Origin of the sequence: Stenotrophomonas maltophilia, from assembly GCF_006970445.1 — a bacterium.
In the GTDB taxonomy this organism is placed as follows: domain Bacteria; phylum Pseudomonadota; class Gammaproteobacteria; order Xanthomonadales; family Xanthomonadaceae; genus Stenotrophomonas; species Stenotrophomonas maltophilia_AU.
This window is the reverse complement of sequence record NZ_CP033877.1, coordinates 3,016,388-3,029,083: the sequence shown is the minus strand read 5'-3', so window position 1 is coordinate 3,029,083 and position 12,696 is coordinate 3,016,388. Positions and strand designations below refer to the sequence as shown.

12 protein-coding genes are annotated in these 12,696 nt (G+C 67.6%); 8 read left to right on the top strand and 4 right to left on the bottom strand.

The features are described 5' to 3' along the window. The first annotated feature begins 7 nt into the window (after positions 1–7). Together EGM71_RS13980 and EGM71_RS13975 are read left to right on the top strand one after the other, a co-directional pair. Positions 8–940: a phosphate/phosphite/phosphonate ABC transporter substrate-binding protein gene (locus tag EGM71_RS13980; protein ID WP_188485397.1), complete on the top strand. Its 933-nt coding sequence runs from the start codon at positions 8–10 to the stop codon at positions 938–940. Next, positions 937–3,063: a putative bifunctional diguanylate cyclase/phosphodiesterase gene (locus EGM71_RS13975; protein WP_188485396.1), complete on the top strand. Its 2,127-nt coding sequence runs from the start codon at positions 937–939 to the stop codon at positions 3,061–3,063. The genes EGM71_RS13980 and EGM71_RS13975 overlap by 4 nt, the downstream gene beginning before the upstream one ends. A gap of 71 nt (positions 3,064–3,134) precedes the next feature. On the opposite strand, the gene epmB is transcribed toward EGM71_RS13975, so the two are convergent. After that, the gene (epmB, locus tag EGM71_RS13970) at positions 3,135–4,175 is read right to left on the bottom strand and encodes an EF-P beta-lysylation protein EpmB (RefSeq protein ID WP_188485395.1); all 1,041 of its coding nucleotides are present in this window, start codon (positions 4,173–4,175) and stop codon (positions 3,135–3,137) included. Between the two features lie 96 nt (positions 4,176–4,271). Here epmB and efp point away from each other — a divergent pair, with 96 nt between their 5' ends. The 5 genes from efp (at position 4,272) to EGM71_RS13945 (ending at position 8,536) form a co-directional block, all read left to right on the top strand. After that, positions 4,272–4,838: an elongation factor P gene (gene efp / locus EGM71_RS13965; RefSeq protein WP_014037874.1), complete on the top strand. Its 567-nt coding sequence runs from the start codon at positions 4,272–4,274 to the stop codon at positions 4,836–4,838. 204 nt (positions 4,839–5,042) lie between these two features. After that, a complete protein-coding gene (locus EGM71_RS13960) occupies positions 5,043–6,386 on the top strand; it encodes a TRZ/ATZ family hydrolase (protein WP_005410380.1) in 1,344 nt (447 codons plus the stop codon). A 25-nt stretch (positions 6,387–6,411) separates the two neighbouring features. Further along, complete coding sequence (gene ubiG, locus EGM71_RS13955; protein WP_188485394.1) at positions 6,412–7,128, top strand: bifunctional 2-polyprenyl-6-hydroxyphenol methylase/3-demethylubiquinol 3-O-methyltransferase UbiG; 717 nt, start codon at positions 6,412–6,414, stop codon at positions 7,126–7,128. Further along, positions 7,125–7,820 carry a phosphoglycolate phosphatase gene (locus tag EGM71_RS13950; protein WP_188485393.1) on the top strand — a complete coding sequence of 232 codons (696 nt, stop codon included), beginning with the start codon at positions 7,125–7,127 and terminating at the stop codon, positions 7,818–7,820. Before ubiG ends, EGM71_RS13950 begins: the two co-directional genes overlap by 4 nt. 11 nt (positions 7,821–7,831) lie before the next feature. Further along, positions 7,832–8,536: a squalene/phytoene synthase family protein gene (locus EGM71_RS13945; protein ID WP_188485392.1), complete on the top strand. Its 705-nt coding sequence runs from the start codon at positions 7,832–7,834 to the stop codon at positions 8,534–8,536. Positions 8,537–8,625: 89 nt separating this feature from the next. Here EGM71_RS13945 and EGM71_RS13940 read toward each other — a convergent pair whose 3' ends face one another. The 3 genes from EGM71_RS13940 to yidD are packed head-to-tail and all read right to left on the bottom strand — an operon-like array spanning position 8,626 to position 11,076. Further along, positions 8,626–9,474 (bottom strand): M23 family metallopeptidase, encoded by an 849-nt coding sequence (locus EGM71_RS13940; protein WP_188485391.1) that lies wholly within the window; start codon positions 9,472–9,474, stop codon positions 8,626–8,628. Beyond that, a complete protein-coding gene (locus tag EGM71_RS13935; protein ID WP_188485390.1) occupies positions 9,474–10,820 on the bottom strand; it encodes a dihydroorotase in 1,347 nt (448 codons plus the stop codon). The genes EGM71_RS13940 and EGM71_RS13935 overlap by 1 nt, the downstream gene beginning before the upstream one ends. A gap of 1 nt (position 10,821) precedes the next feature. After that, complete coding sequence (gene yidD / locus EGM71_RS13930; protein ID WP_005414016.1) at positions 10,822–11,076, bottom strand: membrane protein insertion efficiency factor YidD; 255 nt, start codon at positions 11,074–11,076, stop codon at positions 10,822–10,824. Positions 11,077–11,348: 272 nt separating this feature from the next. Here yidD and dksA point away from each other — a divergent pair, with 272 nt between their 5' ends. After that, positions 11,349–12,578 carry an RNA polymerase-binding protein DksA gene (gene dksA / locus EGM71_RS13925; protein ID WP_188485389.1) on the top strand — a complete coding sequence of 410 codons (1,230 nt, stop codon included), beginning with the start codon at positions 11,349–11,351 and terminating at the stop codon, positions 12,576–12,578. Positions 12,579–12,696 lie beyond the last annotated feature (118 nt).

Here is a 12,696-nt window from a genome sequence, read left to right as displayed (position 1 = left end):
AGGAGGGATGAAGCCTGTGTCGGGTCTGCGAAGGGCAGTGCAGAGGGGACTGCTGAGCCTGGTCATGATCCTGCTGGCCGGGGCAGTGCATGCAGCACCGGACCCGGTGCTGGTGCTGGGCCGGATCAGCGATGACCCCAAGGCCCATTACGAGCAGCTGCAACCGTTGCTGGATTATGTGGTGGCACGCATGCACGACGTCGGCATCAAGGAGGGGCGGATCCTGATGGCGCGCGACCCGCAGCAGATGGCCAGCTATCTGCGGCGGGGGCGGGTCGACTGGGTCACGGAAACGTCGGGTACGGCGGTGGCACTGGGCCAGCGCAGTGGTGCGCGCCCGCTGCTGTTGACCGAGCGCAACGGCGTTCGTGAGTACCAGACCGTGTTCTTCGTGCGCCGCGACAGTCCGATCCAACGGATCCAGGACCTGCGCGGGCATCGCCTGGCGCTGCAGAACACGGCGTCCACCAGTGCCTACCTGGTGCCGGTGATGACGCTGCTGCAGGAAGGGTTGTCACCGCAGATCCTGGCGGGTACGTGGGACATGCCGGGCCGGGACAGCGTGGGGTATGTGTTCGCGCGCAGCGAGTTGAACATCGCTACGTTCGTGCACAAGGGCGTGGTCGAGGTGGGGGCGGTGAGCAGCGTGGACTGGAACGACGAGCGACGGGTGCCAGCGGCATTCCGGCGCGACTTCCGCGAGCTGCTGCGCACCGAACCCTACCCACGGGCGGTGGAGATGGTGCGCGCCGACCTCGACCCGCGGGTGCGTGACCGGCTGCAGGACGTCCTGCTGCAGGCGGCCAGTGACCCGCAGGCGCAGGGGGCGTTGCATCGTTTTTTCGGCACTTCCGGTTTCCACCGCGTCGATGCGCATGCGCAGCAGCGGCTGGATGAATTGAAACAAGGATTGACGCGCGTGCGGATGGAAGTGGAATGAAGTGGCTCGGCTCGGGAATGCAGGCCCGGTTCCTGCTCGCGATGGGCGGGGCGATGGTCGTGGTGGTGGCGATCCTGGCAGTGTTGCTGGGGCGGCAGGCGGCGATGCAGGGCGAGGTGCGCAACCTCAGTGGTGGCGTCATCCATGAACTGTTCGATCGCAGCGTGCGCAGCCGCGGTGAAGCGATGGCGCGCGAGCTGTCCGACGCGCTGGCCAACCCGTTGTACTACCGTGACCTGGACCAGGTCGGTGCGCTGGTGCGCAGCACCGCACGGCAGCCGGTCGTGCGCTATGTGCTGGTGTTCGACGAACGCGGCCGGCTGGTGCATGACGGCTCGATCGAGGTGTCCGGCTTCGGCCAGCCGATGGCCGACCCGCTGGCCCCCAAGGCCGCGGTGGCGCAGGCGCTGGTGGTGCAGGAGTCGCCCAAGGTGCTCGACAACACCATGCCGATCATGGTCGGCAACCAGCGCATCGGCGGCGTCCGCGTCGGCATGGCGCTGGACGAAGTGCAGCAGCGCGAACAGGCTGCCAACGCCACACTCGGCGAGCGCCTGCAGCAGGTTGGCAGCCGCCACCTGGGCTGGCTGCTGCTGATGCTGGGCCTGCTGGTGGTGATCGGCGTGGTGGTGATCCTGTACGTGCAACGCACCTTGGTGGCGCCGATCCGTGACCTGGCCGCCGCGGCGCGGCGCATCGAGGCCGGTGACTACCAGGCGCCGCTGGCCGAGAACACCCGCGACGACGAGGTCGGCGAGCTGGTGCGCGGCTTCGCCCGCATGCGCGATTCCATCGCCCGCCATGACCGCGAGGTGCGGCGCATGGCCTATACCGATGCGCTGACCGGGCTGACCAACCGCCTGGCGTTCCGCGAAGCACTGGACCATCGGCTGATGGCCGCGCGTGCATCCAATCATCGGCTGGGCCTGCTGTTCGCCGATATCGACGATTTCAAGCGCGTCAACGACACCCTCGGCCATGAGGCCGGGGACGAAGCACTGTTGCAGTTCGCACAGCGCATCGGTCGTGCGGTTACCGAGGCTGGTGGCGATGAGGCCCTGCTGGCCCGCTTCGGCGGCGACGAGTTCGTGATCCTGGTCGGCGATGGCGACGTGGCCGCGAACGCGCGGCTGCTGGCCGAGGTGCTGGTGCGCGAGCTGGGCAAGCCGCTGGTGGTGCAGGGCAGGGAGCTGTTCCTGGGGACCTCGATCGGCGTGACCCTGTTCCCGGACGATGCCGCCGATGCGACCACGCTGTTGAAGAACGGCGACATCGCCATGTACCAGGCGAAGATGGCCGGCAAGAACTGCTATCGCTACTACAGCCGGGCAATGGACCATGCGGTCGAGCGCCGCGTGCACATGGAGCAGGAACTGCGCGGGGCCTGGGAGCGCGGCGAACTGCGCCTGGCCTACCAGCCGATCTTCCGCATGCGTGACCGCCGCATGGTCGGCGTCGAAGTGCTGCTGCGCTGGCAGCATCCGACCCTGGGTACGATTCCGCCGTCGGTGTTCATCGAAGTGGCCGAGCAGAGCGGGCTGATCGAGATCATCGGTCCGAAGGTGCTGCGTGCGGCCTGCATGGAAGCCTCGCAGTGGCCCCGCGGGGCCGGTGGCGATGATCTGTTCGTGTCGGTGAACGTGTCGCCGCGGCAGCTGCGCGGTGGTGAACTGCCGGCACTGGTTGCGCAGTGCCTGCACGAGTCAGGCCTACCGGCCTCGCGGCTGCACCTGGAGCTGACCGAAACCGCGGTGATCGGCGATGAGATGGTTGCCGCGCAGCTGCTGGACAAGCTGCACCGCACCGGCGTGAAGGTCTGGCTGGATGATTTCGGAACCGGTTTCTCCGGGCTCAGCCACCTGCGTCAGGTGCCGGTGGACGGCGTGAAGATCGACAAGAGCTTCGTGGCCGACATGCAGCGCGATCCCGATGATTTGGCGCTGACCACGGCAATCATCGCCATGGCCCACGCGCTCGGCATCACGGTGGTGGCCGAGGGCATCGAGCAGCAGGCGCAGTACGAGCTGCTGGCCCAGCGCGGCTGCGACCTCGGCCAAGGCTACTGGCTGAGCCACCCGGTGACCGCCACCGAAGTGGTGCGGATGATCGAATCAGGCCTCTGACCCAAAAAAGGGACGGAGGGAATTAAGTCGCAAATGCATAAACGACTTAATTCCCTCCGTCCCCTTTTTTGTTACAGCGGGCGCTTGCTCGGGTCGCCGGGCAGTTCGCGCACCAGCTTGGGGATCAGGTAACCGGACAGGCGCGCGGTCAGGCCGGCAATCAGCGCCTTGGCCTGGGCATCGTCCACTTCGAAGTGGGCCACGCCCTCGACCCGGTCCAACTGGTGCAGGTAGTAGGGCAGCACGCCGGCGGCGAAGCTGCGCTCGCTCAGGTCCTGCAGGGCCTGCACGCTGTCATTGACCCCGCGCAGTAATACCGCCTGGTTCAGCAGCTGGGCGCCGATCCCGCGCAGGCGAGCCATCGCTGCGTCCACGTTGGCGTCGAATTCATTGGCGTGATTGGCGTGGACCACGATCGCCAGCGGCCAGGGCAGGCTGCCCAGCCACGAGACCAGTTCATCGTCCACGCGCTCCGGCAGCACGATCGGCAGCCGGGTATGGATGCGCAGTCGGCGGATATGCGGGATCGCGCGCAGGGCGTCGGTCAGCTCGACCAGCTTGTGGGTGGCCAGGGACAGCGGGTCGCCGCCGGACAGGATCACCTCGTCGATGTCTGGATCGGCCGCGATGGCGGCTACGGCCTCCTGCCAACCGCCCTTGGCGGCGTTCTCCGCGCCATAGTCGAAGTGGCGACGGAAACAGTAGCGGCAGTTGATTGCGCAGCTGCCGGTGGCGACCAGCAGGGCGCGACCGCGGTATTTCTGGATGACGCCGGTGGCCTTCTTGGCGGCACCATCGCCCACCGCATCGAAGCTGAACCCGGGAGCCGGGCGCATTTCCTCGTCGATCGGCAGCACCTGGCGCAGCAGCGGGTCGGCCGCATCACCCGTGCGCATGCGGGCCACGAAGCCTTCCGGCACCCGCAGCGCGAACTGGGCCATGGCCGCCTCCGAGACACCCAGCGCGGCCGGGTCCAGCTGCAGCCGGGCCAGCAGGGCGTGCGGGTCGCGCAGCGCCTGGCGCCAGAGCTGCTGCCAGCGCGCGGGCGCGCCTGGCGACTGGGGCCGGGGGAAGGCGGAAAGCTGCATGGAGAGGGGGCCTGCGGTTATCATGGGGGCAGAAAAACAGTCGCCCACCGGCATCCGGTGGGCTTTCCATTCTAACGGCTCGCCGCACCCGCGGCGTTTTTGCCACTCAGGAGTTTACGCATGGCCAGCTACGGCATGAACGACGTCAAGAACGGGATGAAGATCCTGGTCAACAACCAACCGGCCGTCATCATCGACACCGAATACGTCAAGCCGGGCAAGGGCCAGGCCTTCACCCGCGTGAAGTACCGCCTGATCAAGGACGGCCGTACCCAGGAAGTCACCATGAAGTCGACCGACTCGCTGGATGCAGCCGACGTCGTCGATACCGACATGAACTTCATGTACAGCGACGGCGAGTACTGGCACTTCATGGATCCGGAATCCTTCGAGCAGGTCCAGGCCACCAAGGCTGGCATGGGCGGTGCCGAGAAGTGGCTGAAGGGCGAAGAGTCCTGCGTGGTCACCCTGTGGAACGGTGAGCCGATCTTCGTGCAGCCGCCGAACTTCGTCGAACTGAAGATCACCGAAACCGATCCGGGCGTCCGTGGCGACACCTCGGGCGGCGGCGGCAAGCCGGCCACCCTGGAAACCGGTGCCGTGGTCCGCGTGCCGCTGTTCGTCAACCAGGAAGAAGTGATCCGCGTCGACACCCGTTCGGGCGAATACTCCGCACGCGTCAAGTAATCCGGCGCAGCCGGATTACGGTAGTGCCGGCCGCTGGCCGGGTACGCGCCATCGCATTCGCGCTGGCGCTCCCATGATCTGCTTCGGCAGATCATGGGCCCCGCTTCACGGGTCTCCAGACCCCGCCGCTTCGCGGCAGCCCCTGACTCAGGGGCGTGTCCCCCAGAAGTATCTCGCCGCCCCCCCCCCAGCCAGTGAGCCCGCATGAGCGATAGCCCGCACCTCCCCGAAGCCTGCGACCTGCTCATCGAAGCCGGTTACGTCGTTCCGATCGAGCCGCACGCGGTGGTGCTGGAAGACCATGCCGTTGCCGTGCGTGGCAGCGAGATCGTGGCCATCCTGCCGCGTGCCGAGGCGCGCGCACGGTTCCGCGCCACGCAGGTGGTCAGCCGCCCCGAGGCTGCGCTGATGCCGGGCCTGGTCAACGCGCACACGCACAACCCGATGACCCTGCTGCGCGGCGTCGCCGACGACCTGCCGCTGATGACCTGGCTGCAGCAGCACATCTGGCCGGTGGAAGCGGCGGTGATCGGACCCGAATTCGTTGCCGACGGCACCACTCTGGCCATTGCCGAGATGCTGCGCGGCGGCACCACCTGCGCCAACGAGAACTACTTCTTCGGCGACGTGCAGGCCGCGGTCTACAAGAAGCATGGTTTCCGCGCGCTGGTCGGCGCGGTCATCATCGATTTCCCCACCGCCTGGGCCAAGACCGATGACGAGTACTTCGCCAAGGCCGGTGAACTGCACGACCAGTGGCGCACCGATCCGCTGATCGGCACCGCGTTCGCGCCGCATGCGCCGTACACGGTCAACGATGCCAACTTCGAGCGGGTGCGGATGCTGTCCGACCAGCTCGACATGCAGGTGCACCTGCACACCCACGAGACCGCGCAGGAGATCAACGATTCGATCAAGCTGCACGGCCAGCGCCCGCTGGCGCGGCTGGATCGGCTCGGCCTGGTCAACGACCGCCTGATCGCGGTGCACATGACCCAGCTGACCGATGCGGAAATCCACCTGTGCGCCGAGCGTGGCGTCAGCGTGGTGCATTGCCCGGAATCGAACCTGAAGCTGGCCTCCGGTTTCTGCCCGGCCTGCGCCCTGCAGCGTGCCGGCGTGAACCTGGCGATCGGCACCGACGGCTGCGCCAGCAACAACGACCTGGACATGTTCAGCGAGAACCGCACCGCGGCGATCCTGGCCAAGGCCGTGGCCGACGATGCCACTGCACTGGACGCGGCGACCACGCTGCGCGCGTCCACGCTGGGCGGTGCCCGCGCGCTGGGCTTCGGCGAGCGCATCGGTTCGATCGAAGTCGGCAAGCAGGCCGACCTGGTCTGCGTCGACCTGTCCGCACTGGAAACCCAGCCGCTGCACAACGTGCTGTCGCAGCTGGTGTACGCCACCGGCCGCCAGCAGGTCAGCGACGTCTGGATCGCCGGCAAGCCGAAGCTGGTGCAGCGCGAACTGGTCGGCATGGACCTGCCGGGCATCATCGCCAACGCGCGCCAGTGGCGCGAGCGCATCCGCCATATCCGCGCCTGAATCCCGGCGCCGCAAGGACCCCCTCATGACTGCCCCCCACGCTTCCTCCAATTTCGATCAGGCCGAGCTGGACAAGTTCGCCGCGCTGGCCAACCGCTGGTGGGATGCTGATGGCCCGCAGAAGCCGCTGCATGCGCTGAATCCGGTGCGCCTGCAGTACGTGGCCGACCGTGTGTCGCTGCGCGGCGCACGCGTGCTCGACATCGGTTGTGGTGGTGGCCTGTTGAGCGAAGCGCTGGCGCAGGCCGGCGCCGACGTCACCGCCATCGACCTGGCTCCGGAACTGGTCAAGGTCGCGCGCCTGCATGCGCTGGAAAGCGGCGCGAAGGTCGACTACCGCGTGCAGGCCGCCGAGGACCTGGCTGCCGAGCAGCCGGGCAGTTTCGACGTGGTCACCTGCATGGAAATGCTCGAGCACGTACCGGACCCGGGCGCGATCATCGAAGCCTGCAAGCGCCTGCTGAAGCCGGGCGGCCACCTGTTCCTGTCGACCATCAACCGCACCGCTGCCGCCTTCGCGGTGGCGATTGTCGGCGCCGAGTACGTGGCGCGCCTGCTGCCCAAGGGCACCCACCACTACCAGGAATTCATCAAGCCGGCCGAGCTGGCACGCTGGCTGCGCGAGGCCGACGTCCAGCTGGTGGATGTCAGCGGCATGGCCTACGAGCCGTGGCGCAACCATGCCCGCCTGAGCAGCCGTACCGACATCAACTACCTGGCCTACGCGGTCAAGCCGGCATGACCGCGGCCCGCTTCCCGCGCGCGGTGCTGTTCGACCTGGATGGCACGCTGCTGGACAGCGCACCGGACTTCGTCGCCACCTGCGACGCGATGCTGGCCGAGCGCGGTCGCGCGCCGATCGATCCGGCAATGTTGCGTCCGGTGGTCTCCAAGGGTTCGCGTGCAATGGTGAGCGCCGCCTTCCCGGAACTGGATGTTGCCGCACGCGATGCGCTGATTCCGGAATTCCTGCAGCGCTACGAAGCGTTGATCGGCCAGCACGCGGTACTGTTCGATGGCGTGGCCGGCATGCTTGCCGCGCTGGATGACGCCGGCACCGTGTGGGGCATCGTCACCAACAAGCCCGAGTACCTGGCGCGCTTGATCCTGCCGCAGCACGGCTGGCAGCAGCGCTGCGCGGTACTGGTCGGTGGTGACAGCCTGGCCGAGCGCAAGCCGCACCCGCTGCCGCTGCTGCACGCCGCGCAGGCGATTGCCGTTGCCGCCGAAGACTGCGTGTACGTGGGCGACGACGAGCGCGACATCATCGCGGCACGTGCCGCCGCCATGCCGTCGGTGGCGGCACTGTGGGGCTACCGCCTGCACAGCGACGATCCGCTGGCCTGGCAGGCCGACGTGCTGGTCGAGACCGCCGAACTTCTGCAACTGGCCAGTCTGTGGCCGACCCGGCCGGCAGCCCCGGCCCAGCCGTAAGGAATCACGTAGTGAGCAGTACCGCGCTGGACAGTTTCCTCGACAAGTGGCGCAGCCGTTGGCCGGAATGGTCCGTGGCCGCCCCGTTCGTGGCCGAATCGCAACGCGAGCTTGCAGTGGCGTGGTTTGCGCTGCTGCAGGAGTTCGACGACATGCTCAACACCAGCGGCGATCCGTTGCCCGCCGACGCCAAGCTGGCATGGTGGGGCGAGGAACTGCGCAGCTGGGCCGCGCATCGTTCGCGCCATCCGCTGGGCCGTCTGCTGGAGCCGGTGCGCGCGCCGTGGGCCCAGTTGGGCGAAGCGCTGCCGGATCTGGTTGAAGCGCGTACCGTCGCGCTGGATGCGGCCGGTGCCGAGCGTGCGCTGGCCAACTACGCCGAGGCCGTTGCCGCGGTGGAGGCGGCCTTGTTCGCGGACAAGCCGCGCACCGGCGCCGGTCGTGCGGTGCAGCTGCAGACCCTGGCCCAGCGCCTGCAGGATGCCGGCGTGGCCGGTGTGCCGCGCAGCTTGCTGGACGGTGATGCCAGCACTGCCGCGCAGCGCTGGGCGCAGCATCTGTTGAAGGGGTGGGGCACCCGTGTGCCCGGCCCGCGCCCGCGCCGTGTGTGGTCCAGCCTCGCGCGCGCCCGCGTGGCCGCGCAGGCCGCAGGCAAGCCGATTGAAGCTACACCGGTGCGCACCCTGCTGCGCGTGTGGTGGGCCGCGCGCGGTTGATCCAACGTATCTGGTAGTGCCGGCCGCTGGCCGGCATCCAGCAGGGCGCCGAAGAGGATGAGGTTGCCGGCCAGCGGCCGGCACTACCGTTATTTGCGTTCCAGCACCAGCAACGGGTCGATACGGGTATCGAACCAGTTCATGCCCCAGTGCAGGTGCGGGCCGGTGGCGCGGCCGGTGGCGCCGACCGCGGCGATCACCTGGCCCTGTTCCACCCGGTCGCCGACCTTCACGTCGATGCGCGACAGGTGCAGGAAGTTGGAACTGACCCCGAAACCGTGGTCGAGCAGCAGCGTGCCACCGGTCAGGTACAGGTCCGGGCCGGCGAAGGTGACGATGCCGGCGGCCGGTGCCTTGACCGGCGTGCCGGTCGGTACCGCGATGTCCATGCCGGAATGACCGGCACCGGGCTGCCCGTTGTACACACGCGCATTACCGAAGCGACCGCTGATGCGGCCCTGTACCGGCCAGATGAAGGTCTGCGTGAAATCGGTACGGTCGTCATCGCGGGCGCGTGCGGCAGTCACCTGCGCCTGTTCGCGCTTGATCCGCTCGGCAATCGCCGGCGGCGGATTGACCGTCTTCGGCGGCACGCCGTTGACCCGCTCGGTGGGCCATTCGCGCGGCGTCACCGTGATGGTTGCCGTCTCGCTGCCACCATCGGGGCGTTGCACCTGCACGCGCAGCGGGCCCTTCTCGTCGCGGCCAATGCCGAACACCACGCTGCCATAGCCGCTCACCCGCAGCTGGCGGCCGGCGTACTGCACGCGGCTGCCGGCGGGAACCTTGCCGATCACCAGCGCGCCCTGCGACGCGCTGGCCGGGAACACTACGCGGCTGTCGATCAGGCTGCCGATGCCATCCTGCGCCTGGGCTGCCGGTGCGGTGAGCAGGGGCGCGGCCAGCAGCAGCGCCCCGATCATCAGTGCCGAACGCATCAGCGGTCGTAGGTCATGCGCTGACCGGCCGGTTCGCCGACCAGTTTGCTGCCGTCCCACACCAGCTGGCCATTCACCCAGGTGGAGGCCACGCGCGAACGGAAGGTGGTGCCTTCAAACGGCGACCAACCGCACTTGGACAGCACGTCCTCGCGCTTGACCGTGAACGGCACGTCTTCGACCAGGACAAGATCGGCGAAGTAGCCCTCGCGCAGGAAGCCGCGCTCCTCGACGTCGAACAGCTGCGCCGGGGCATGCGCGAACTTCTGCACCACCTGTTCGCGGGTCAGCTTGCCTTCGTGCACGCGCTCCAGCGCGGCCACCAGCGCGTACTGCACCAGCGGCAGGCCCGACGGCGCCTGCGCGTAGGGCTTCTGCTTCTCTTCCCAGGTGTGCGGCGCATGGTCGGTGGCCAGCACGTCCAGCACGTCGTCGGCCAGCGCAGCGGTGATCGCCTCGCGGTCGGACACTTCCTTGATCGCCGGGTTGCACTTGATCAGATTGCCCTTGGTCGCATAGTCCGGGCGCGCGAAGTGCAGGAAGTGCACGCAGGTTTCAGCAGTGATCTGCTTGCGGCTGCCGTCGGCGCGGATCAGCGGGCCCTTCTCGAACAGCGCCAGCTCATCGGCGGTGGAGATATGCAGCACGTGCAGGCGGGTGCCGTGCTTGCGCGCCAGCGACATCGCCAGGTGGGTCGACTTGATGCAGGCTTCGCGCGAGCGGATGTCCGGGTGCATGTCCGGGGTCAGCGCGTCGCCGTATTTCTCCTGGAAGGCCTTCAGGTTGGCATCGATCATCGGCGTGTCTTCGCAGTGCGTGATGATCGGGGTCGGGCATTCGCGGAAGATCGCGTCCAGCGTTTCCGGGTTGTCGACCAGCATGTTGCCGGTCGATGCACCCATGAACACCTTCACGCCCGGGGCCTTCTTCGGGTCCAGGGCGCGGATCGCGTCGAGGTTGTCATTGCTGGCGCCGTGGTAGAAGCCGTAGTTGGCCCAGGCGCGGCCGCGCGCGAGCTCGTACTTGGCTTCCAGGATGGTCGAATCCAGCGTCGGCGGGTTGGTGTTGGGCATGTCCATGAAGCTGGTCAGGCCACCGGCCACGGCCGCGGCCGATTCGCTGGCGATATCGCCCTTGTGGGTCAGGCCCGGTTCGCGGAAGTGCACCTGGTCGTCGATCATGCCGGGCAGCAGCCAGCGCCCGGCTGCGTCCACCACCTGCTCGCCGTCGCGAGGCGCCAGCCCGCTGCCGATCTGCGCGATGCGGCCGTTCTCGATGCGCAGGTCGCCGTCGAAGGTGCGGCCTTCGTTGACCATGCGGGCGTTGGTGATGAGGGTGGAGGACATGTCAGTGTTTTCCTGTGCAACGGCAAGAGGGGGCGTTGGGGGACTCGGGCACGGGGTCGAAGCCGCCGGGATGGAACGGGTGGCAGCGGCCCAGCCTGCGCGCAGCCAGCCAGCTGCCGCGCAGCGGGCCGTGCCGCGAGATGGCCTCCATCGCGTATTCAGAACAGCTCGGCACGAAACGGCAGCGTGGCCCCAGCAGGGGGCTGATGAAGCGCTTGTAGAAGCGCAGCAGGGCGATGAGCAGGCGCGAGATCACCCAGTCATCTTATGCCAGTTGGCATGAAGGCCGCATTTGTGCAGGATGGGCCGTTGGTCGCATGTCGCCGATGGCCTGCGACCGGTACCAGCACCTTCGGGCGCTGGCCAGGTTCCGTACCGCGCAAGGCGGTCCGTGTTCGTCGGACTGCCTCCAAGGGCGCCTTGACTCCAGGACTGAATGGAGCAGGGGGTCAAGGTTGCTGCTGCGGGTCGGGTAGGCTATAAAGGCCCGCTTTCCCGGGCCCCGGGGAATCCAAGGAAGAGCGTTTCGTGGCTGCTAAAAAAACTGCAAAGAAGGCCGCAACGGCCGCCAAGAAAACCGCCAAGCCTGTTGTGAAGAAGTTGGCGGCAAAGCCCGTTGCCAAGAAACCGGCCAGCAAGCCGGCGACCAAGGCAGCGTCCTCGCAACCGGCGGCCAGGAAGGCCACCGCAAAGAAAACGCCGGTCAAGGCGACCAAGCCGGTGGCGAAGAAGGCCGCTGCGCCCGCCAAGGCCAAGCCAGCCGCTGCCAGCAAGAAGGCGCCGGTGGTGAAGAAAGCCGTCAGCAAGGCTGCGCCGGTGAAAAAGGCCGCCGCCAAGCCGGTGGTCAAGAAGGCAGCAGCCAAGCCGGCGCCGAAGGCGGTGGTGAAGAAGGCTGCAGCCAAGCCGGTCGCAAAACCGGCGGCAAAGAAGGTCGCTGCGGCCAAGCCGGTCGCCACGCCTGCCGCTGTAAAGAAGGTTGCCAAGAATGTTGCCGCGCCGGCCGTAAAGCCGACCCCGGCCCCTGTAGTGAAGTCCGCACCGAAGCCTGCCGCCAAGCCGGCTCCGGCCAAGCCTGTCCCGGCCAAGACCGTGGCAGTGGCAGCAGCCCAACCGGCTTCCAAGCCGGCCCCGGCCGCCGCTCCTGTTGCTTCGAAGGCCCCGCAATCCAAGAATCCCGTGCCCGTTTCGAAATCGCCTGCCAAAACCGCCGTGAAATCCGATTCCGCCCCGAAGACCGTGTCGCGCCCTGTCGGCAAGGTTGCCGTGGCCGTCGCCGCCCGCTCGGCGGCACCGGCCCCGCGCAGCAAGTACAAGGTGGTCGAATACAAGACCGACGAGGCCACTGGCCGCCCGATCCTGCCCGCTGGCTACAAGCCGTCCTCGGAAGAGGAATACATGAGCTCGCTGCAGCAGGAGTATTTCCGCCAGCGTCTGCAGAACTGGCGCGCGGACCTGGTCGAAGAGTCCAAGCAGACCATCGAGAACCTGCGCGAGGAAGTGCGTGATATCGGCGACGAAGCCGAGCGCGCGACCCGCGAGACCGAGAACTCGCTGGAACTGCGTACCCGCGACCGCTACCGCAAGCTGATCGGCAAGATCGACAGCACCCTGAAGCGCCTGGAAGCCGGCGACTACGGTTACTGCGTCGACACCGGCGAAGAAATCGGCCTGGAGCGCCTCGAAGCGCGCCTGACCGCCGAGCGCACCATCGACGCCCAGGAGCGTTGGGAGCACCTGCAGAAGCAGCAGGGCGACTGATTCCTGATCGTTGTATGGTCATGCGAAAAACCCGGCCTCGGCCGGGTTTTTTGTTGGGAGGTGGTTGGCTGGGTAGAACGGCGCCTTCCGGGTATCGGACCCACCCGCAGGCTCTCGA